Source organism: Microbacterium sp., assembly GCF_031180975.1.
In the GTDB taxonomy this organism is placed as follows: Bacteria; Actinomycetota; Actinomycetes; order Actinomycetales; family Microbacteriaceae; genus Microbacterium.
Map to the genome: position 1 here is coordinate 14,484 of NZ_JAPSLI010000013.1, position 21,436 is coordinate 35,919.

The following is a 21,436-nucleotide window of genomic DNA, read 5'->3' on the forward strand; positions in this document are numbered from 1 at the left end:
GGAGCCGGGCCTCGCGCCCTCACCAGCTGTGTATCTACCGGCCGTCGGCTCCCCGGCGGACAGCGGCGGCACCCGACCCCGCGTCCACGGACGCGCGTGAGCCATGACACAGACCATCTCCACCGAGCGGACCACGTCCGCCCCCGGCCTGCTGCGCACCGCAGGCCTGCCGTACTTCCTGATCGCGTTCGTCGCGCGCCTGCCGTTCGCCATGATGGTGGTCGGCGTGCTCACGGTCGTGGTGTCGGCTCGCGGGACTCTCGCCCTCGGCGGGCTCACTTCCGCGGCGGTCGGACTGGGCACCGCCCTGATCGGCCCGTTCCTGGGCGCCGCCGCCGACCGCTTCGGGCAGCGCCCCGCGCTGATCGCCGCCGCGGTCCTGAACGCCACCATGCTGGCGGTGTTCGCCGTCGTGGTGTACAGCCCCGCCCCTGACCTGGTGCTGCTGCTCTCGGCGTTCGGGATCGGCGCGAGCGCCCCGCAGGTGTCGCCGATGTCGCGCGCCCGGCTCGTCACGATCATCTCCGAACGGATGCCGGAGCAGGCGAGAGCCCGCACCCTCTCGGCCACCATGTCGTACGAGTCCGCGGCGGACGAGATGGTCTTCGTGTTCGGCCCGTTCCTGGTCGGGCTGCTGGCGTCGCTCATCGCGCCGTGGGCGCCCATCGCGATCGCCTCTGCGCTCACCCTGCTCTTCGTCGGCGCGTTCGCGCTGCACCCGACCGCCCGGCACGTCTCCGCGGCCCGCCGGGAGGACGGCACCGCGCCATCCGCGGTGTCGGAGCTGTTCCGTCCCGCGCTGCTCGTGGTCGTCGTCGGGATCTTCGGCGTCGGGCTGTTCTTCGGATCGACACTCACCGCGCTGACCTCGTTCATGGCCGATCGCGACGCGGCCGAGCAGGCCGGCCTGCTCTACGGGATCATGGGCATCGGGTCGGCTGTCCTCGCCCTCGGCGTCGCATGGCTCCCGCCGCGGTTCAGCCTGCGCGCCCGCTGGCTGGCGTTCGCGGTCACGCTCGCCGCCGGTGCGGTGATCGTCGCCACCGCGTCGTCGGTCCTGCTCATGTGCGTCGCGCTGGCGATCGTCGGCATCGGCGTCGGTCCGACCATCGTGTCGCTGTACAGCCTCGGGGCCTCACGCAGTCCGCTGGGTCGGTCGGCGACGGTGATGACCATGCTCGGTTCGGGCGTCGTGGTCGGCCAGGCGCTCGCGTCCGCGGTGACCGGGGAGGTCGCCGAGCGGCTGGGCACGCCCACCGCGCTGCTGCTGCCCGCCGTCGCGGCCGGCCTGGTGCTGACCGCCGGTGTCGTGAACTGGTTCCTCACGCCCGCGCCGCGGTGGTGACGGCGCAGGTCGGCACACCCCCGATCCTCGTAGCCACGCCGCGGTGGCGGCGTCAAGGCCCCGCGGCCGCCCCGGCGGGCGCAGCGGCTCGTGGGTAGCCTGGAGGAATCGAGCAGAGGAGCTTCATGACCGCCGCAGAGTTCGTCGTCGTCGCCAACCGTCTTCCCGTCGACCGGGTGATCACCCCGGACGGCGAGGAGCAGTGGCGCACGTCGCCCGGCGGCCTGGTCGCGGCGCTCGAGCCGATGATGCACACCGTGAACGGCGCGTGGGTGGGCTGGCCGGGCCAGGCCGACTTGGAGCTGGCCCCGTTCGAGGCGAACGGCATCCGCCTCATCCCGATCACCCTGTCCGAGGACGAGGTCGCCGAGTACTACGAGGGCTTCTCGAACGACACGATCTGGCCGCTGTACCACGACGTCATCGCCCCGCCGCAGTATCACCGGGAATGGTGGGAGGCGTACATGGCGGTCAACCGCCGGTTCGCCGAGGCCGCGGCGTCCGCCGTGGTGGACGGCGGCACGGTGTGGGTGCACGACTACCAGCTGCAGCTCGTGCCCGAGATGCTGCGCGCCCTGCGGCCCGACATCACCATCGGGTACTTCCACCACATCCCGTTCCCGGCGCACGGCCTGTACTCCCAGCTTCCCTGGCGCGACCAGGTGCTCCGGGGGCTGCTCGGGGCCGACGTGATCGGTTTCCAGCGCGGACAGGACGCGCAGAGCTTCCTGGCCGCCGTGCGCCGCCGGCTGCGCTATGAGGTGAAGGGCGCGGCCGTCACGCTCCCCGACGGCCGTCTCCCGCTCGTGAAGGCGTTCCCGATCTCGATCGACACCACCCCGTACCGCGAGCTGTCGCAGCGCCCTGACATCCAGGCACGGGCCGCCGAGATCCGCGAGAGTCTCGGCAACCCCCGCAAGATCCTGCTCGGCGTGGACCGGCTGGATTACACCAAGGGCATCCGTCACCGCATCAAGGCGTTCGGCGAACTGCTCGATCAGGGCCGGATCTCGGTGGAGGACGTCACGCTCGTGCAGGTCGCGAGCCCCAGTCGTGAGCGGGTAGACGCCTACGTGCACCTCCGCGATGAGATCGAGCTCGCCGTCGGCCGGATCAACGGCGACCATGACACCATGGGGCACACCGCGATCCGCTACCTGCACCAGGGGTTCCCCCGCGAGGAGATGGTCGCGCTCTACCTCGCCGCCGACGTGATGCTGGTCACCGCCCTGCGCGACGGCATGAACCTCGTCGCGAAGGAGTACGTCGCCACCCGCGCCGACAACCGCGGCGTGCTCGTGCTCAGCGAGTTCACCGGCGCGGCCGATGAACTGCGCCAGGCCGTTCGCGTCAACCCGCACGACATCGACGGGGTGAAGGATGCCATCCTCACCGCCATCGAGATGCCGCCGGCCGAGCAGGGCCGGCGGATGCGCGCGCTCCGCAAGCGGGTGCTCGAACACGACGTCGCGGCCTGGTCGTCGTCGTTCCTCGCCGAACTGGAGAGCGCACGACGGGCGCACTGAGTACTATCCGCCCAGACGTCGACTGACGAGCCGCAACGAAGGAGCACAGCATGACGCGCACCTGGACCCCCGGCAGCGCCGACTCGCACCTGACCGCGATCGCCGCCACACCCCGCCTCGTGGTCGCGCTCGACTTCGACGGCACGGCCTCGCCGCTCGTGGACGACCCGATGTCGGCACGGGCGCTGCCCGAGGTGCGTGCCGCGATCGACCGCCTCGCCGCGCTGCCGGACACCGTCGTCGCGTTCGTGTCGGGGCGGAGCCTCGAAGACCTCCGCGTCATCGCCGAACACGACGACGACTCCGCCATCGCGCTCTCCGGATCCCACGGAGCCCAGTACTGGTACCCGGGGCACGGCTTGGCGGACCCGCTCGAGGCGGACGAGGTGGAGGGCACGCGCGAGGAGCTGTGGGAGGCGGCCCGGCCGATCATCGACCGGTACCAGGGCGTCGTGCTCGAGGAGAAGACTTACGGCATGGGCGTGCACGGTCGCCGTGCGGCACCGGAGGACGAGGCGGCGGCGTTCGCCGAGGTGGACGCGCTGGTCGCCGAGCGGTTCCCGCACTGGCGTCGTCGGCAGGGCAACCACATCCTGGAGTTCTCCTCCCGCCTGGAGGGCAAGGACAGCGCGATGCAGGTGCTGCGCGAACGCTTCGCCGCCACCGGCATCCTGTTCGCCGGCGACGACGTGACCGACGAGGACGCGCTGCGCGCTCTCGGGCCCGGAGATCTCGGCGTGCGCGTCGGACCGGGGGAGACCGAGGCGACGCTCCGTGTGGACAACCCACAACAGATCGCGGAACTCCTCGGCGCCGTCGCGACGGAGCGGGCCGCCGCGCAGGAATAGACTTCCGTCTATGTCCTCGCACGATCCCTCCGCCAGCGCGCCCATCGACATCAAGCCCCGCAGCCGCGTCGTCACCGACGGCATCGAGGCCACCACCTCCCGCGGAATGCTCCGCGCCGTCGGCATGGGAGACGCCGACTGGGAGAAGCCGCAGATCGGCATCGCCTCGAGCTGGAACGAGATCACGCCCTGCAATCTGAGCCTGGACCGGCTCGCGCAGGGCGCGAAGGAGGGCGTGCACTCCGGCGGAGGCTACCCGCTGCAGTTCGGCACCATCTCCGTCTCCGACGGCATCTCGATGGGCCACGAGGGCATGCACTTCTCGCTCGTGAGCCGTGAGGTCATCGCCGACTCGGTCGAGACGGTGATCATGGCCGAGCGCCTCGACGGCACGGTGCTGCTCGCCGGCTGCGACAAGTCGATCCCCGGCATGCTCATGGCCAGCGCGCGCCTCGGGCTGTCGAGCGTGTTCCTGTACGCCGGATCGATCGCACCCGGCTGGGTCAAGCTCTCGGACGGCACCGAGAAGGACATCACGATCATCGACTCCTTCGAGGGTGTCGGGGCCTGCCGCGCCGGCCGGATGACGGAGGAGGACCTCAAGCGCATCGAGTGCGCCTTCGCCCCGGGTGAGGGCGCCTGCGGCGGCATGTACACCGCCAACACGATGGCATCCGTCGCCGAGGCCCTCGGCCTGAGCCTGCCGGGCTCCGCCGCCCCGCCCGCCGCCGACCGCCGACGCGACTACTTCGCTCACCGCTCCGGTGAGGCGGTCGTCAACCTGCTCCGCCAGGGCATCACGACGAAGGACATCCTGACCAAGGAGTCGTTCGAGAACGCGATCGCGCTCGCCATGGCGCTGGGCGGCTCGACCAACGTCGTCCTGCACCTGCTCGCCATCGCACGCGAGGCCGAGATCGAGCTCAGCCTGCACGACTTCAACCGGATCGGCAGCCGCACCCCGCATGTCGCCGACATGAAGCCGTTCGGCAAGTACGTCATGAACGACGTGGACCGCCACGGCGGCATCCCCGTGATCATGAAGGCGATGCTCGACGAGGGTCTCATCCACGGCGACGCGCTCACGGTCACCGGCAAGACCGTCGCCGAGAACCTGCGCGATCTCAACCCCGATCCCATCGACGGCGAGGTCATCCACACCTTCGACAACCCGATCCACGCCTCCGGCGGCATCACGATCCTGCACGGCTCGCTCGCGCCGGAGGGTGCCGTGGTGAAGTCGGCGGGCTTCGACGCCGACGTGTTCGAGGGCCCGGCCCGCGTGTTCGACCGCGAGCGTGCCGCGATGGATGCTCTCGCCGAGGGGGACATCAACCCCGGTGAGGTCATCGTGATCCGCTACGAGGGCCCGAAGGGCGGTCCCGGCATGCGCGAGATGCTGGCAATCACCGCCGCCATCAAGGGCGCGGGGCTCGGAAAAGATGTACTACTCTTGACAGACGGACGATTCTCAGGCGGCACAACCGGCCTGTGCATCGGCCACATAGCACCCGAAGCGGTGGACGCTGGTCCCATCGCCTTCGTGCGCGATGGTGATCTGATTCGGGTCGATATCGCGGCTCGCACTCTCGACCTACTCGTCGACGAGTCCGAGCTCAGCTCCCGCCGCTCTGGCTGGGAGCCGCTTCCCCCGCGCTATACCCGTGGCGTCCTTGCCAAGTACTCCCGTCTCGTGCGCTCCGCAGCGGAGGGCGCGACGACCGGTTGAGCCGTTCGACAGGCTCAGGGACACTGCATCCCGCTGCCTCGACAGACACCTGAGGAATGACATGACTGCTGATACCGCCCCGGCCGTGCCGCGGCCGCCCGCTCGTCCTTCTGCCGCACCGGAGATCTCTGGCGCCGAGGCCGTCGTCCGCTCGCTCGAGAAGCTCGGCGTCACCGACGTCTTCGGCATCCCGGGCGGTGCGATCATGCCGGTCTACGACCCGCTGATGGACGCATCGGGGCTGCGCCACATCCTGGTGCGCCACGAGCAGGGCGCAGGGCACGCGGCGGAGGGTTACGCCGCGGCATCCGGCAAGGTGGGCGTGTGCATCGCGACCTCGGGTCCGGGCGCGACCAACCTGGTGACCGCCATCGCCGACGCCTACATGGACTCCGTTCCGCTGGTGGCCATCACCGGGCAGGTGTTCTCCACGCTGATGGGGACCGACGCCTTCCAGGAGGCGGACATCGTCGGCATCACCATGCCGATCACGAAGCACTCGTTCCTCGTGAAGAAGGCGTCGGACATCCCCGGCGCGATCGCCGCGGCCTTCGAGATCGCCTCCACGGGCCGCCCCGGGCCGGTGCTCGTGGACATCACGAAGGACGCGCAGCAGGACGTCGTGCCGTTCGTGTGGCCCCCGCGCATCGATCTGCCCGGCTACCGCCCGGTGACGAAGGCGCATGGCAAGCAGATCCAGGCGGCGGCCGCGCTGCTCGCCCAGGCGCGCAAGCCCGTGCTGTACGTCGGCGGCGGCGTGATCCGCGCCGAGGCGTCGACCGAGCTGCGCGCCCTGGCCGAGGCCACCGGCGCCCCTGTCGTCACCACCCTGATGGCGCGCGGCGCCTTCCCCGACTCGCACCCGCAGCACCTCGGGATGCCCGGCATGCACGGCACCGTTCCCGCGGTGCTCGCGCTGCAGGAGTCCGACCTGATCGTCTCGCTCGGAGCGCGGTTCGACGACCGCGTCACCGGCAAGGCGGCGCTGTTCGCCCCGCACGCCAAGGTCGTGCACGTCGACATCGACCCGGCGGAGATCTCCAAGATCCGCACCGCAGACGTGCCGATCGTGGGCGACGTGCGCGACGTGCTCGTCGACCTGGAGTCGGCGTACCGGAGTGTCATCGGCAGCGGCAAGCCGGACACCGAGGAGTGGTGGTCGTACCTCGACGGCCTGCGCGCCGAGTTCCCGCTCGGCTACGCGCCGACCGAGGATGGACTGCTGTCGCCGCAGTACGTGATCCAGCGCATCGGCGAGCTCACCGGCCCCGAGGCCGTGTACGCGGCTGGCGTCGGTCAGCACCAGATGTGGGCCGCCCAGTTCATCAAGTACGAGCGCCCGAACTCGTGGCTCAACTCCGGCGGCGCCGGGACGATGGGCTACTCCGTGCCCGCCGCGATGGGCGCGAAGGTCGCCCAGCCCGACCGGGTGGTGTGGGCGATCGACGGCGACGGTTGCTTCCAGATGACCAACCAGGAGCTGGCCACCTGCGTCATCAACGAGATCCCGATCAAGGTCGCGATCATCAACAACTCGTCCCTGGGCATGGTGCGCCAGTGGCAGACGCTGTTCTACGACGGCCGGCACTCGAACACCGATCTGAACACCGGGCACGGCACCGTGCGCATCCCCGACTTCGTCAAGCTCGCCGAGGCGTACGGCTGCCTCGCGCTGCGGGTCGAGACCGAGGACGAGGTGGATGCCGCCATCAAGACCGCACTCGAGACGAACGACCGCCCTGTCGTGATCGACTTCGTCGTGAGCGCGGACGCCATGGTGTGGCCGATGGTGCCGCAGGGCGTCAGCAACAGCTATGTCCAGTACGCGCGTGACCACGCGCCGGCCTTCGAACAGGAGGACTGAGCCATGTCCACTCACGTGCTGAGCCTGCTGGTGGAGAACACCCCGGGTCTGCTCACCCGCGTCGCCGGCCTGTTCGCCCGTCGCGGCTTCAACATCGACTCCCTCGCGGTCGGTGTCACCGAGGTCCCAGGCATCTCGCGCATCACCGTCGTCGTCGACGTGGAGGACCTGCCGCTCGAGCAGGTCACCAAGCAGCTGAACAAGCTCGTCAACGTCATCAAGATCGTCGAGCTCGACGCGGCCTCGTCGGTGCAGCGGGACCACATGCTGATCAAGGTGCGCACCGACAACAACACGCGCTCGAACGTGCTCGAGGTCGTGAACCTGTTCCGCGCCTCGGTCGTCGACTACGCTCCCGACGCGCTGGTCGTCGAGGTGACCGGCGACAAGGGCAAGGTCGACGCGCTGCTGCGCGCTCTCGAACCGTTCGGCATCAAGGAGCTCGCGCAGTCCGGCCTGCTCGCCATCGGGCGCGGCGGCAAGAGCATCACCGAACGCGTACTGCGCGGTTGACCCGATCGTCGAACGAGCGCCGTCGCCTTCCCGGTCGTTGAGCGAGCGCAGCGAGACGAAACGCAACATCTTCCAGAACCACACACAAGGAGAAAACACACAGTGAGCACCGAGATCTTCTACGACGCGGACGCCGACCTCTCGATCATCCAGGGCAAGAAGGTCGCGATCGTCGGCTACGGCTCCCAGGGGCATGCGCACGCCATGAACCTGCGCGACTCCGGCGTCGAGGTCGCGATCGCCCTCAAGGAGGGCTCGAAGTCGATCGCCAAGGCCGAGGAGGCCGGCTTCCCGGTCAAGAGCGTCGCGGACGCCGCCGAGTGGGCCGATGTCATCATGATCCTCGCGCCGGACCAGCACCAGCGCACGATCTACAACGAGTCGATCAAGGACAAGCTGACCCCGGGCAAGGCCCTCGCCTTCGCACACGGCTTCAACATCCGTTTCGGCTACATCGACGCGCCCGAGGGCGTCGACGTCATCCTGGTGGCGCCGAAGGCGCCGGGCCACACCGTGCGCCGCGAGTTCGTCGCCGGCCGCGGCATCCCGGACATCATCGCCGTCGAGCGCGACGCATCGGGCAAGGCCTGGGACCTGGCGCTGTCGTACGCCAAGGCCATCGGCGGCACCCGCGCCGGTGTCATCAAGACGACGTTCACCGAGGAGACCGAGACCGACCTGTTCGGCGAGCAGGCCGTGCTGTGCGGTGGCATGAGCCATCTGGTGCAGGCGGGCTTCGAGACCCTGACCGAGGCCGGCTACCAGCCGCAGATCGCCTACTTCGAGGTGCTGCACGAGCTGAAGCTCATCGTCGACCTGATGTGGGAGGGTGGCATCGCCAAGCAGCGCTGGTCGATCTCCGACACCGCAGAGTTCGGCGACTACGTCTCCGGCCCGCGCGTCATCGACGCCGGCGTGAAGGAGCGCATGAAGGAGGTCCTCGCGGACATCCAGTCCGGTGCCTTCGCGAAGCGTTTCATCGAGGACCAGGACAACGGTGCTCAGGAGTTCCTGTCGCTGCGCGAGAAGGAGCAGGGTCACCCGATCGAGGCGACCGGCAAGGAGCTGCGCGCTTTGTTCGCCTGGAAGCAGACCGACGAGGACTACGTCGAGGGCAGCGCTGCGCGCTGACCTCGGCTTGCGCTGAGCCTGTCGAAGCGGCAGCGCTGCGCGCTGACCTCGGAAGCAACGAAGAGGGCGTCTCGGAGGAGGCGCCCTCTTCGTGTTCCCGGCGGCGTTTCGCCTCGCTGCGCTCGCTCAACGACCGGGGGAGAGCTGCGCTCGCGTCCGCGGCCGCCGCCGACCGGGTGGAACTGTGTCAGGCGCTGGCCGCAACCGGTGGGCTGGCGCCGTCCGCGGCCGGCGTGGTCGCCGCCGGATGCCGCAATCGTGGCATCTGCGGTCGAGGCGTTGCGCGCCGCCACGCCTGACCGCCGTCACTCGGCCGGCGCGGCGTCCTCGATGTCGATCGGGGCGTCGGACGGGTCGGCCCACACCGGCTTCGGCAGCACGGTGTCGGTCTGGCCGTCGCGAATGGCGCGGAGCGCCTCGACGATCTCCTGCGAGTTCTCCGGTACCGCCAGTCCGCACGTCCTGAGCTCGGAGGCGAACTCCAGCGTCAGCCGGGTCTTTCCGGCATCCACGGCTTCGGCGGTGGTGCCGATCCGCTTCTCGCTGCCGGTCTGGATGTCGGGCACCTCTTCGCACACGTGGTAGACGCCACCGCCGTCGACCCACACCACCTCGTCCTTGCCGAGCAGCTGGATGACCGTGGACTGGTCGGCGGTGTACTGCTCGACCGACGGCGGGTCGAAGTCGATCCCGAGCACGACGGCGAGGGCGGCGAGCACGATCCCGACGATCCCCGCGGTGGTCTTCTGGCCCTTGTCCATGTCCTTGTTCAGGAAGATCAGGACGATCAGCGGCACGAACGCGATGATCGCGATGATCGCGCCCAACTGGTTCTGCACGAAGAACCGCACCGTGTCGGACCTCTTGGCCGGGTCGAGCCGGTTCGCCTTCTTCCACAGGATCGAACCGGTGATCGACAGGGCGGCGATGACGACCAGCAGCACCAGCAGTGAGATGAACGCCCATTGGGGGAACTGGGCGGTTGCGCCGGGATCCTCCAGCAGGCCGGTGTCGGGGTTGCGGACGAGCTCGCCGTCGTCGCCGACCACGACGCGCTGCCGCAGCAGCCAGAAGATACCGACCGCCTCACCGGCGATGGCGAGCGCCCACAGCACGGCGGCGATCCAGCGGAACGTCGTCGCCCGCTTCTTCGACTCCGCCGTGGGCGCCCAGTCGCGCGTCTCCGTCATGCCGGACGCCTCGCCCTGCGGGCGCACGGCCTTCTTGCTGCTCTCTGCCACGATCTCGTCCCTCCCCGAACGCTGATAGCGGTGAGCCTAGTGGAACTGGCCGTCGTCGCGCGGAAGGCGCCGTCACACGCGGGCGCGTTCCTCCCGCTCCACGTCCAGGGGCCCGGTGAGCACGGGAGGCGCCGCGCGGAACAGCCGGGTGCGCCATAGCAGGTAGGCGAAGCCGACCGCGGTCCAGAGAGCGCCGATGAGCATGGCGCTGGGCTCGAGGCTGAACCACAGCACGACGTTCACGACGGCTCCGATCGCCGGCACCACCACCCAGCCGAGCACGCTGCGCCGGCCGCGGCTCTGCCGGAACCGCAGGTAGGTGGCGATCACCGACAGGTTCACGAAGGTGAAGGCCACGAACGCGCCGAAGTTGATCAGCGAGGCGGCCTGGAACAGGTCGAGGAAGACGGCGGTCGCGGCGAGCAGCCCGATGAGCAGCAGGTTCGCCGACGGCACGCCCTTCGCGTTGAGTCGCGCGAACAGACGGCGCGGCAAGACGTCGTCGCGCCCCATCGCGTACAGCAGCCGCGCCGCCGACATCTGCTGGGTGATGCCGCAGCCCAGGACGGCGACCATGTAGCCGCCGATGAACAGCGCCTGGAACAGTGCGCCGCCGATGTACTTCGCCATCTCCGGCGATGCCCCGACGATGTCGCCCACGGCGCTGACGTCCGGGAACAGCACCTGCATGCAGTAGGTGACCACGACGAAGAAGACGCCGGCCGCGGCGACGATGGCGAAGATCGCACGCGGAATGTCGCGCCGGGGATTCTTCGCCTCCTCGGACATGGTGGTGACGGCGTCGAATCCGAGGAACGAGAGGGCCAGGATGGCGGCGCCCGACGCGACCCCGCTGAACTGCTCCGGCGCTGCGATGAACGGTGCGAACGAGAACTCCGCCCCGTCGGCGCCCTCGACGATGTTCTTCACCGTCAGCACGACGAACGCGACCGCCGTGACGATCTGGATGACCACCAGTGCAGTGTTCACCTGCGCCGCCAGACGCACACCCGCCAGGTTCACCGCCGTGCACACCACGATGGTGCCCAGGATCCACACCCACGCGCGCACGTCGGGGAACGCGACCGTCATGTAGATCGACGACAGCAGGGCGTTGATCATCGGCAGCAGCAGATAGTCGAGCGTCGCCGTCCAGCCCACCAGGAACCCGACGTGGGGGTTGATCGATTCGCGCGCGTACGTGTACGCCGATCCGGCACGGGGGTAGACGCGCACCATCCGGCTGTACCCCCAGGCGGTGATCGCGACGGCGACGAAGATCAGCAGGTACGACAGCGGCACGTGCCCCTCCGACACCTCGGCGACGATGCCGAAGGTGTCGAACACGGCCATCGGCGCCATGTACGCCAGCCCGAGGAAGACGATGTGCGTGAGCGAGAGGGAACGGCGCAGCGAAGGCGCCCCGATGGATGCGGGCGCGGCGGTGGTGGTCGACATCAGTGTGTCCTTTCTCCGACGACATCGGCGGAGCAGTGCGGCGCCGAGGCGCCGGGATGCGGGAGTGCGGATGCGGGAGCGGGGGTGGCGGCGTCGTGGACGACGTTCCCCGCGACGACGGTCAGCGCGGCGTGCTGCGCCAGCAGACCGGACGGATCGGCTTCGTGCTCGTACAGGTTGTCGCTCCACGCGACGAGGTCCGCGGCGGCCCCCACGCGGATCACGCCGAGGTCGTGCTCGGCGTGCCACGCCCACGCGCCCTCACGGGTGTACCCGCGGATCGCGTCGTCGAGACCGATGCGCTCGCCGGGCGTCCACGCGCTGCTCCCGTCGAGGCCGGCCCGGGTGAGCGCCGAGTAGAACCCGACGAGAGGGTCCATCTCGCCCACCTGCCAGTCGCTCGAGAGGGCGACGTGGGCACCGGATGCCATCAGCGAGCGGATCCGCCACGCGCGGTCCCAGCGCTGCTCGCCGACGTTCTCCATCCAGGTGCCCGCGACCAGGTCGGGTGAGCAGTGCCGGGGCTGCATCGCCGCGGCGACGCCGAGCGCCGCGAAGCGGGGGAGGTCGGCGGGATCCAGGCACTCGACGTGCACGATCCCGTGACGTCGGTCGGTCGTTCCGTTGGTGCGGGCCGCGTGCTCGATGGCATCCAGTGCCAGCCGCACACCGCCGTCACCGGTGGCATGGGTGTGCGTCTGGAAGCCCATGGCGTCCAACTCCGTGACGATGCGGGTGAGCTCGCCGACCGCGGCGCTCGGGTGCCCGCGGTGGCCGGGCCGGTTCGCGTAGTCGTCCAGCATCCATGCCGTGTGCGGCTCGATCACGTCGTCGGCGTACAGCTTGAGCGGGCCGAACCGCAGCAGCGGGTCGTCCGGAGCCGAGTCGACCGCCTCGCGCAGCCGCTCACGGAAGGCGGCGTCCGCGTCGATGGGGTGGAACAGCGCCGCGATCACACGCGAGCTCAGATGTCCCTCGCGTCGCGCCCGCAGCATCAGCTCCATCTCGGCGAGCGGGACCTGCGGCTCGATCGCCGTCGTGATGCCGGCGGCCGTCGCCATGCGCAGGCTGGACAGCATCCGCCGGTAGCGACGGTCGGGGGAGTACAGCGGGATGTCGCGGTGGATGGCGTCCAGGCCGGCCGTGGTCATCGCCCGCGTGTAGAAGTCGGTGACCCAGCCGGTGGCGCGCCCGTCGGCATCCCGCTCCGGCTCGCCCCACGGGATCGACCCGCCGTCCGCGATGCCGAGCACGCGCAGCGCGACGTCGTTCAGCCACACCGAGTGCTGGTCGTAGGTGGTGACGAACACCGGACGGTCGGTGATGCCGGCCAGGTCGTCGGCCCGCGGGCGGCGACCCGAGACGATCGAGTACACCGCGTTCTCGCCGCAGATCCAGTCCAGGTCGGGCCGGGTCTGGGCCAGTCCGGACAGCCGACGACGCACCTCGGCGAGCGTGTCGGCGCCTTCGAGTGATACGGCGTCCTCGTCGAACCCGAGCAGCAGATGGTTGTGGCTGTCGATGATCCCCGGAGTGACCAGCGCGCCACCCAGGCCCCTCGTCTCGCGGGCGGCGGGAGCCTCGGCGGCCGAGCCGACGTAGGTGATGCGGCCGTCGGTGATGCCCACCGCCTCCGCCCAGGGTTGGTCGGAATCGAAGGTGCGCACCACGGCGTCGGTCAGCAGCAGGTCGGTCATGTCTTCCTCGAACGTTTTTTGACATTTGTGTCAAAGAATGGGTCGAGCATGGCACGCCCCGCGAACGGGTGTCAAGCACGCCCGGTAAGGTCGGCTCATGGCTCGACCGAAGCGACAGGACGCGCGCCGCGCAGATCTGGTGCAGGCGACCCTCACCGCGGTGTCCGAGCGGGGGCTCCGGGCGATCTCGCTGACGGACGTCGCGCAACGCGCCGGGCTGACCCGCGGGGCGATCCTGTACTACTACTCGGACCTCGATGAGCTCCTCGTCGAGGCGCACCGGGCGGGGGTGGAGCGCTTCTGCGACGCGCGTGACGAGCTCATCGCCGGGCTCGCGGATCCGCGCGCCCAGCTCGCCGCCGCCATCCGCGAGGGGCTGCCGGACGGCCCGGACGACGCGCTGATGCGGCTGCTCTACGAGTTCGACATCCTCGCCGGCAGCTCCCAGCTGCATGACGAACTCGTGCAGACCATGTACCGGCGCCAGCTGGCGACCTACACCGGCGTGATGGAACGCGGCGTCACGGCCGGCGTCTTCACGCCCTCGCTCGACCTGCCCACCCTCGCGATGACGCTCGTCGCCCTCGAGGACGCGTACGGGCTGCACATCGTGGGCGGCAACGCGCTGATGACGGTGGCGAGCGCGGAGGAGGCGATGCGGCGCGTATGCCGCGAACTCGGCGCACCGGTCGACGGTGACGCGCCGGCCGAGACTGCGTGAGTACGCTGTGGGAGTGGCATCCGATCCTGACGACGAGGCCCTCAGCTGGGAGGGCGACGACGAGAGCCGGCGTGCGCGCACTCCCGGCGAGGGACGACGGGCGCGAGCGGACCGCGCACCCGATGCGGTGACGCCGCCTGCACCGGCATCCGATCCCACTGCGGCGGATGCCGGAGCGCGCGCGAATCCGGCGGCCGATGCCGAGCCCGCCGACGAACCGGGCGGCCTGAGCACGGTGGCCCTCGTCGCCCTCGGCGTGTTCGCCGGCGTCTACCTGCTGTACACGGTCGGCTGGGTGCTCGGCGCGGTCGGGATGCAGGGCAAGGCACTGTTCCTGATCCCCGGACCGGTCTACGCGGCGGCGATGTGGACCGCGGTGCTGGCGCCCGCGCTGTGGTTCGCCATGGTGCTGCTGCTGACGCGCCACTCTCGCGACTGGGTGCGTCTCGTGCTCCTGGTGGTCGGTGCGCTGCTGCTCGTGCCGTGGCCGTTCGTGATCGCAGGGGGAGGGGGAGCGCTGTGAGCGACGACGTCACCGGCATCCGCCCGCTGGGCGCGCGCGGTGTCGTGCGTGGGATCGTCGCCGGTATCGGCGGTCTCGGGTACGCGTTCTTCGTGTGGAACGCGATCTTCTACCTCGTCGACATGGCGGAGGTCGGGATCAGCGGCTACGGCTGGGCGGTGCTGTCGCTGCCCGTCGTCTTCCCGATGATCGTGTTCGCCGCGGCCTTCGCGATCGGCCGGCGCCGGTCGCTGGGCGTGTACGTCGTGACGCTGCTCGCCGGCCTCGGGCTCAGCGCGGTCTTCTGGCTGGATACCGTCAGCTACGCGGTCCGCAACGCCGAGTCGCTGCTGAGCTGACCGGTCGCGTGTCGCGGGGCGTCACACCGGCGGGGCGGGTTCGCGCCCTGCGGTAAAGTGTGACGCGATCGCGCCCCCGACGGTGTGCGGCGCATCGGCTCTTCCCGCCCGTCGTGCTGCCCCGAAGGAACCCTGTGCCGAACCAGACCGCGCCCAAGCCCGTCGTCCTCCTCGCCGAGGTCCTCTCGCCCGCCACGATCGAGGCGCTCGGCCCCGACTTCGAAGTGCGCGAGGTGGACGGCACCGACCGGGAGGCGCTCTTCGCGGCGCTCGCCGACGCCGACGCCGTGCTCATCCGCTCGGCCACCCGCATCGACGCCGAGGCGCTGACCCACGCACCCAAGCTCAAGGTGGTCGCGCGTGCCGGTGTCGGGCTCGACAACGTCGACATCAAGGCCGCCACCACGGCCGGCGTCATGGTCGTGAACGCCCCGACGTCGAACATCGTGTCGGCGGCGGAACTGACGGTCGGCCACATCCTGAGCCTCGCTCGCCGCATCCCCGCCGCCCACGCCTCACTCGCCGCCGGGCAGTGGAAGCGCAGCGCCTTCACCGGAGCCGAGCTGTTCGAGAAGACCGTCGGCATCGTCGGCCTGGGCCGAATCGGTGCCCTGGTCGCCGCCCGCCTGAACGCGTTCGACATGCGGGTCATCGCGTACGACCCCTACGTCACCAGCGCCCGCGCGCAGCAGCTCGGGGTGCAGTTGGTCAGCCTCGAGGAACTGGTCGCGCAGGCCGACTTCCTCACCATCCACATGCCGAAGACGCCGGAGACCACCGGAATGATCGGTGCCGAGCAGTTCAAGGCGATGAAGAACACCGCCTACGTCGTCAACGTCGCCCGTGGCGGCCTGATCGACGAGGCCGCGCTGCATGACGCCCTCGTCGCGGGCGAGATCGCCGGCGCCGGACTGGACGTGTTCACCTCCGAGCCGCCGGCCGAGGACAGCACCGCGCGGGCTCTGCTGAGCCTGCCCAACGTCGTCGTCACCCCGCACCTGGGCGCCAGCACCGATGAGGCGCAGGAGAAGGCGGGCGTCTCGGTCGCACGGTCCGTGCGGCTCGCCCTGGGCGGCGACCTCGTTCCGGATGCCGTCAACGTGGCCGGCGGCATCATCGACCCGTACGTGCGTCCCGGCATCCCGCTGGTGGAGAAGCTCGGGCAGATCTTCTCCGCGCTCGCCCAGGCGCCGCTCACCAGCCTGGACGTCGAGGTGCACGGCGAGCTGAACGAGTACGACGTCAGCGTGCTCAAGCTCGCGGCGCTGAAGGGCGTGTTCACCAACATCGTCAGCGAGACGGTCTCGTACGTGAACGCTCCGCTGCTGGCCGAGCAGCGCGGCGTCGCGGTGCGCCTGCTGCAGGACGACGTCAGCGAGGAGTACCGCAACGTCATCACACTGCGCGGCGCGCTCTCCGACGGCTCGCAGCTGTCGGTCTCGGGCACGCTCACCGGTCCGAAGCAGATCGAGAAGCTGGTCGGCATCAACGGGCACGCCATCGAGCTGCCGATCGAGAAGCACCACGTCGTGATGCTCTACACCGACCGGCCGGGCATCGTCGCGGTCTACGGCCAGAAGTTCGGCGAGGCCGGCATCAACATCGCGGGCATGCAGATCGCCCGTCAGGCCGCAGGTGCACAGGCGCTCAGCGTGCTGACGCTCGACTCGCCGGTCAGCGAGGAGCTGCTCGAGGACGTGCGCACGGCGATCGACGGCGACCTGTTCCGTCAGATCGAGATCACCGAGGTCTGAGGCACAGAGGGCGGTCGGGCCGCGGCCGCCCTTCCACCCTCAGCGCACTGCGCGCTCGACGAGCGCGACGAGGGCGTCGAGCGCGCTCCCCGTGGGCACGAACGGGTCGTCCGGCTGTTCGGCCGAGATGGTGCCGCTGATGGCGTTGTTGAAGTACAGGCCGTCGCTGAGCAGCATCACCAGCTGCAGGGCGGCCTCGTCGCGGACGGCCGGGCGCAGCGTATCCGCCCACCGCTCGCGCACCTCGCGCAGCCGCGCCGCGGCGGCCGGGTTGCCGCCCTGGGCGAGGCGTGAGGCCGCGACCAGAGCCCGGTCCAGCGCGTTGCCCTCCATGACCGACGTGCGCACGTAGTACGCGACGGGCCCTTCGGCGGTCGTGCGCATCGCGGCGACATCGGCGACGACGAGATCGTCCAGCCGTTGCAGCAGTCCGGCTGCGAGGTCGTCCTTCGAGGCGAAGTGGTAGAGCAGCCCTCCCTTGGAGACCCCGGCGGTCTTGGCGACCGCGTCGAGGGTGGCAGCGCGTTCGCCGTCGTCGATGAGGATCGCCTCGTACGCGTCGAGCACGCGCTCGCGCGCCAGCGGCGGACGGGCCATGGCTCTCCTTCGAATGCTGGGGATGCACAGCGCCTGATCAGGCGCCCTCTGATACTGTACCAGCTGGACGGTTAAGAAACTCGGAGGTCCTCATGCCTGCCACGGCATCCATCCCCCTCACGGACACGGACGGCGCACGCGTCGGCGCGCGCGGCTGGGCCGCGCTCGCCGTGCTCATGCTGCCCGTGCTGCTCGTGTCGGTGGACAACACCGTGCTCAGCTTCGCGCTGCCCGAGATCTCACTCGCCCTGCGCCCGTCTGGCACCGAGCAGCTGTGGATCATCGACGCGTACTCGCTCGTGCTCGCAGGCCTGCTGGTGACGATGGGCGTGCTCGGCGACCGGTTCGGCCGCCGTCGGATGCTGCTCATCGGCGCGACCGGGTTCGCCGTCGTCTCGGTGCTCGCAGCCTTCGCGCCGACGGCCGGCCTTCTCATCGCCGCCCGTGCCGCGCTCGGCGTGTTCGGCGCCATGCTCATGCCGTCCACGCTGTCGCTGCTGCGCTCGATCTTCACCAACCGCGACCAGCGTCGGCTCGCCATCGCCATCTGGGCGTCGGCGTTCTCCGCCGGCTCCGCGCTCGGGCCGGCGGTCGGCGGTTTCCTGCTCGAGCACTTCGCGTGGGGATCCGTCTTCCTGATCGCCGTGCCGGTGCTCGTGCCGCTCCTCATCGGCGGGCTGTGGCTGCTTCCCGAGAGCAGCGACCCGAACCCGGGACGCATCGATCCGCTCGGCATCCTGTTGTCGATGGGCGCGATGATCCCGGTCGTGTACGCGGTCAAGGAGTTCGCCGTCGAGGGGCCGAGCGCGAAGGCGTTCGGGATCACGGTGTTCGGCCTGCTGATGGGGGCGCTGTTCGTACGCCGCCAGCTGCGGTCGGAGACGCCCATGCTGGACATGACGCTGTTCCGCCGCGGCGGATTCACCGGCGCCATCCTGGTGAACCTGCTCAGCGTGGTCGCGCTGGTCGGCTTCCTGTACTTCGTGTCGCAGCAGCTCCAGCTGGTCGTCGGGCTCTCGCCGATGGTCGCCGGCGTGGCGCTGGTGCCCGGTATGGCGGCGATGATCGTCGCCGGGCTCACCGTGGTGCCGATCTCGCGCCGCGTGCCGCCGCACGTCATCGTGCCCGTCGCCCTGGTGTTCTCGGTGATCGCGTACCTCATCGTGGCGGCCACCGCGCAGCTGAACGTCGTCGCCTGGCTGGTCGTGGCGTTCATCGTGCTCGGGATCGGCATCGGCGCGGCCGAGACGATCTCGAACGAGCTGATCCTCGCGAACGCACCTGCCGAGAAGGCGGGCGCCGCGAGTGCGGTCTCGGAGACCGCGTACGAGCTCGGCGCCGTGCTCGGCACCGCCGTGCTCGGCGGCATCATCACCGCGTTCTACCGTGGCGCCCTGACGATCCCCGACGGCGTTCCGGTGGAGGCCGCTGCACATGCCCTCGAGACGCTCGCGGGCGCGTACACCGAGGCCGCCGCACTCGACGGTCCTCTGGGCGCGTCGCTGTGGGATGCCGCGTCATCGGCGTTCGGGTCGGGAGTGGTCACCACCTCGCTGATCGGCGCGGGCCTGGTGGCCGTTGCGCTGGTCGTCGCCGCGACCACGCTGCGTCCCGTCCGCCGCTGACGGCTGACACACGTGCGGCGGGACGCCGCGGCGCGGCTACGCTGGTGGGCAGTGCCCGGAGCGAGCCGCGCTGCGGGCCCCGTGGTGCAAGGAGAGTCATGTCGCGCGTCGTGAAGCTGGCCGTCATCCCCGGTGACGGCATCGGACCGGAGGTCATCGAGCAGGCGGAGCGCGTGCTCGACGCCGTCACCGCCGGCGGCGACGTGTCGTTCGACAAGACCCGGTTCTCGCTCGGCGCCGCGCGCTTCCTCGAGACCGGCGACACGCTGACGGATGTCGATCTGGATGCCATCCGCTCGCACGACGCGATCCTGCTCGGCGCGGTCGGCGGCACGCCGGGCGACCCGCGGCTCAAGGACGCCAACATCGAACGCGGGCTTCTGCTCAAGCTCCGCTTCGAGCTCGACCACTACGTCAACCTCCGCCCGTCGAAGCTGTTCGCCGGCGCCCCCGGCCCGCTCGCGAATCCGGGCGAGATCGACTTCGTCGTGGTTCGCGAGGGCACCGAGGGGCCGTATGTGGGCAACGGCGGCAGCATCCGCAAGGGCACCCCGCAGGAGATCGCGAACGAGACCAGCGTCAACACCGCGTTCGGGGTCGAGCGCGTCGTGCGGTACGCGTTCCAGCTCGCCGAGCGGCGGCGCAAGAAGCTCACACTGGTGCACAAGACGAACGTGCTGGTGCACGCCGGGGCGATCTGGAAGCGGATCGTCGACCAGGTGTCATCCGAGCACCCCGAGGTGGCCGTAGACTACCTGCACGTCGACGCGGCCACGATCTTCCTCGTGACAGACCCCTCCCGCTTCGATGTGATCGTCACCGACAACCTCTTCGGCGACATCCTCACGGATCTGGCAGGCGCCGTCACCGGTGGCATCGGCCTCGCCGCCTCGGGCAACATCAACCCCGACGGCGCCTTCCCGTCGATGTTCGAGCCGGTGCACGGCTCCGCCCCGGACATCGCCGGCCAGCAGAAGGCGGATCCCACGGCCGCGATCCTCTCCGTCGCCCTGCTGCTCGACCACCTCGGGCTGGCGGACGCCGCCGCACGCGTGCAGCGCGCGGTGGAGGAGGACATCGCCGGTCGCGACACCGCCCGCAGTACCCGCGAGATCGGCGACGCCGTGCTCGCGCGGCTGCAGGCGTAATCTGACAGTACGCGCGCAAGGCCGCCGCACCCCGAACGAGGACACACATGACCGACACCGCCACCGCACCGCTCACCTTCGCCGTGACCAGGAACCTCGCCGCCAAGAGCCCGGCGCAGCGCGACGAGATCCTGCAGAACCCGGGCTTCGGCACCGCGTTCACGGACCACTTGGTCGACATCTGCTGGTCGGAGAAGGGCGGTTGGCACCGCCCGCGCGTCCAGCCGTACGGCCCCATCGCGCTCGACCCGGCCGCCGCCGTCCTGCACTACGGGCAGGAGATCTTCGAGGGCATCAAGGCTTACCGCCACGCCGACGGTTCGATCCACACCTTCCGCCCCGACCGCAACGCTGCCCGCCTGCAGAAGAGCGCCCGTCGGCTGGCGCTGCCGGAGCTGCCCACCGAGTACTTCATCCAGGCGCTCCGCGAGCTGATCGCGGTCGATGGTGAGTGGGTTCCCTCCGGTGCCGACCAGAGCCTGTACCTGCGGCCGTTCATGTTCGCGAAGGAGGCGTTCCTCGGTGTGCGCCCGGCCAAGAAGGTGGCGTTCTACGTGATCGCCAGCCCGGCGGGCGCGTACTTCACCGGGGGCGTGAAGCCGGTGCGCATCTGGCTGAGCGAGAACTACGCCCGCGCGGGCAAGGGCGGCACGGGGGCCGCCAAGACCGGCGGCAACTACGCGTCCAGCCTGCTGCCCCAGTCCGAGGCGTACGCCAAGGGCTGCGACCAGGTCGTCTTCCTCGACCAGGACCGCAACGTCGAGGAGCTCGGCGGCATGAACGTGGTGTTCGTGTTCAAGGACGGCCGTATCGTGACGCCCGAGTCCGACAGCATCCTCGAGGGCATCACCCGCGACTCGCTGCTGCAGCTCGCCGAAGACCGCGGTCTGACCGTCGAACGCCGGGCGATCTCGCTCGGGGAGTGGCGCCAGGGGGTGGCATCCGGCGACATCGTCGAGGTGTTCGCCTGCGGAACCGCCGCCGTCGTGACCCCGATCGGTGCGCTGGTTTCTGAGGAGTTCGAGGACGAGCAGCCCCTCGGGGAGCTGGCACTGTCGCTGCGCGAGGAGCTCACCGACATCCAGTACGGCCGCCGTGAGGACCGGCACGGCTGGCTCCAGCGCCTGGACGCCTGACCCGTCGTTCGTCTCTCCTTTTTCTTTTTCGCCGACACCCCGGTTTTCCGTCGAGACCCCCCGGTAGCGACGTCTGCCGGCCGGGGTGTCGGCGCGTACCGGGGGTGTCGGCGTGGCGCGGGTCGGGTACCCGGGGCGTCGGCGCCGCGGCCGGCATCCATTCGTCCTGCACAATTCGCGATCTTCGGCAGACGCCCTCGCAAGCCTGTGGAGAATCCCGAACGCCCCGGGAAACCTGCACA

At 70.1% G+C, this 21,436-nt stretch carries 18 protein-coding genes; 14 read left to right on the plus strand and 4 right to left on the minus strand.

Translation table 11 applies throughout. From position 1 onward, the window contains the following. The first annotated feature begins 103 nt into the window (after nucleotides 1-103). From RIF65_RS14760 to ilvC, 7 genes are all read left to right on the plus strand, one after another. Nucleotides 104-1,345, plus strand: a complete 1,242-nt coding sequence (locus RIF65_RS14760) for an MFS transporter (protein WP_309066939.1) — start codon at nucleotides 104-106, stop codon at nucleotides 1,343-1,345. Between the two features lie 125 nt (nucleotides 1,346-1,470). Continuing rightward, nucleotides 1,471-2,871 (plus strand): alpha,alpha-trehalose-phosphate synthase (UDP-forming), encoded by a 1,401-nt coding sequence (locus RIF65_RS14765; RefSeq protein WP_309066940.1) that lies wholly within the window; start codon nucleotides 1,471-1,473, stop codon nucleotides 2,869-2,871. A gap of 50 nt (nucleotides 2,872-2,921) precedes the next feature. Then, the gene (gene otsB / locus RIF65_RS14770) at nucleotides 2,922-3,719 is read left to right on the plus strand and encodes a trehalose-phosphatase (RefSeq protein ID WP_309066941.1); all 798 of its coding nucleotides are present in this window, start codon (nucleotides 2,922-2,924) and stop codon (nucleotides 3,717-3,719) included. Between the two features lie 10 nt (nucleotides 3,720-3,729). After that, nucleotides 3,730-5,448 carry a dihydroxy-acid dehydratase gene (gene ilvD, locus RIF65_RS14775; RefSeq protein WP_309066942.1) on the plus strand — a complete coding sequence of 573 codons (1,719 nt, stop codon included), beginning with the start codon at nucleotides 3,730-3,732 and terminating at the stop codon, nucleotides 5,446-5,448. Nucleotides 5,449-5,509: 61 nt separating this feature from the next. After that, nucleotides 5,510-7,312, plus strand: coding sequence for an acetolactate synthase large subunit (locus RIF65_RS14780; protein WP_309066943.1), 1,803 nt, complete (start codon nucleotides 5,510-5,512; stop codon nucleotides 7,310-7,312). A 3-nt stretch (nucleotides 7,313-7,315) separates the two neighbouring features. Then, complete coding sequence (ilvN, locus tag RIF65_RS14785) at nucleotides 7,316-7,825, plus strand: acetolactate synthase small subunit (RefSeq protein ID WP_309066944.1); 510 nt, start codon at nucleotides 7,316-7,318, stop codon at nucleotides 7,823-7,825. A 102-nt stretch (nucleotides 7,826-7,927) separates the two neighbouring features. Continuing rightward, nucleotides 7,928-8,956 carry a ketol-acid reductoisomerase gene (gene ilvC, locus RIF65_RS14790; protein ID WP_309066945.1) on the plus strand — a complete coding sequence of 343 codons (1,029 nt, stop codon included), beginning with the start codon at nucleotides 7,928-7,930 and terminating at the stop codon, nucleotides 8,954-8,956. A 305-nt stretch (nucleotides 8,957-9,261) separates the two neighbouring features. On the opposite strand, the gene RIF65_RS14795 is transcribed toward ilvC, so the two are convergent. The 3 genes from RIF65_RS14795 to RIF65_RS14805 form a co-directional block, all read right to left on the minus strand. Next, a complete protein-coding gene (locus tag RIF65_RS14795) occupies nucleotides 9,262-10,197 on the minus strand; it encodes a hypothetical protein (protein ID WP_309066946.1) in 936 nt (311 codons plus the stop codon). Nucleotides 10,198-10,269: 72 nt separating this feature from the next. Further along, on the minus strand, nucleotides 10,270-11,655 hold the full coding sequence (locus tag RIF65_RS14800; RefSeq protein ID WP_309066947.1) for an APC family permease: 1,386 nt from the start codon (nucleotides 11,653-11,655) through the stop codon (nucleotides 10,270-10,272). Further along, nucleotides 11,655-13,352, minus strand: a complete 1,698-nt coding sequence (locus RIF65_RS14805; RefSeq protein ID WP_309066948.1) for an amidohydrolase — start codon at nucleotides 13,350-13,352, stop codon at nucleotides 11,655-11,657. The genes RIF65_RS14800 and RIF65_RS14805 overlap by 1 nt, the downstream gene beginning before the upstream one ends. 97 nt (nucleotides 13,353-13,449) lie before the next feature. On the opposite strand from RIF65_RS14805, the gene RIF65_RS14810 reads away from it, so the two are divergent. The 4 genes from RIF65_RS14810 (at nucleotide 13,450) to serA (ending at nucleotide 16,688) form a co-directional block, all read left to right on the plus strand. Beyond that, complete coding sequence (locus RIF65_RS14810; protein ID WP_309066949.1) at nucleotides 13,450-14,073, plus strand: TetR/AcrR family transcriptional regulator; 624 nt, start codon at nucleotides 13,450-13,452, stop codon at nucleotides 14,071-14,073. Nucleotides 14,074-14,086: 13 nt separating this feature from the next. Beyond that, nucleotides 14,087-14,596: a DNA polymerase III subunit gamma/tau gene (locus RIF65_RS14815; protein WP_309066950.1), complete on the plus strand. Its 510-nt coding sequence runs from the start codon at nucleotides 14,087-14,089 to the stop codon at nucleotides 14,594-14,596. Further along, nucleotides 14,593-14,934 (plus strand): hypothetical protein, encoded by a 342-nt coding sequence (locus RIF65_RS14820; RefSeq protein ID WP_309066951.1) that lies wholly within the window; start codon nucleotides 14,593-14,595, stop codon nucleotides 14,932-14,934. Before RIF65_RS14815 ends, RIF65_RS14820 begins: the two co-directional genes overlap by 4 nt. Before the next feature lie 134 nt (nucleotides 14,935-15,068). Continuing rightward, a complete protein-coding gene (serA, locus tag RIF65_RS14825; protein ID WP_309066952.1) occupies nucleotides 15,069-16,688 on the plus strand; it encodes a phosphoglycerate dehydrogenase in 1,620 nt (539 codons plus the stop codon). A 39-nt stretch (nucleotides 16,689-16,727) separates the two neighbouring features. Here serA and RIF65_RS14830 read toward each other — a convergent pair whose 3' ends face one another. Further along, complete coding sequence (locus tag RIF65_RS14830) at nucleotides 16,728-17,285, minus strand: TetR/AcrR family transcriptional regulator (protein WP_309066953.1); 558 nt, start codon at nucleotides 17,283-17,285, stop codon at nucleotides 16,728-16,730. Nucleotides 17,286-17,377: 92 nt separating this feature from the next. Between RIF65_RS14830 and RIF65_RS14835 the strand changes: the two genes are divergently transcribed. The 3 genes from RIF65_RS14835 (at nucleotide 17,378) to RIF65_RS14845 (ending at nucleotide 21,194) form a co-directional block, all read left to right on the plus strand. Then, nucleotides 17,378-18,910, plus strand: coding sequence for an MFS transporter (locus tag RIF65_RS14835; protein WP_309066954.1), 1,533 nt, complete (start codon nucleotides 17,378-17,380; stop codon nucleotides 18,908-18,910). 98 nt (nucleotides 18,911-19,008) lie between these two features. Further along, nucleotides 19,009-20,058 carry a 3-isopropylmalate dehydrogenase gene (locus RIF65_RS14840; protein ID WP_309066955.1) on the plus strand — a complete coding sequence of 350 codons (1,050 nt, stop codon included), beginning with the start codon at nucleotides 19,009-19,011 and terminating at the stop codon, nucleotides 20,056-20,058. A 47-nt stretch (nucleotides 20,059-20,105) separates the two neighbouring features. Next, entirely contained in the window at nucleotides 20,106-21,194 is a 1,089-nt protein-coding gene (locus tag RIF65_RS14845) for a branched-chain amino acid aminotransferase (RefSeq protein ID WP_309066956.1), read from the plus strand. Nucleotides 21,195-21,436: the final 242 nt, after the last annotated feature.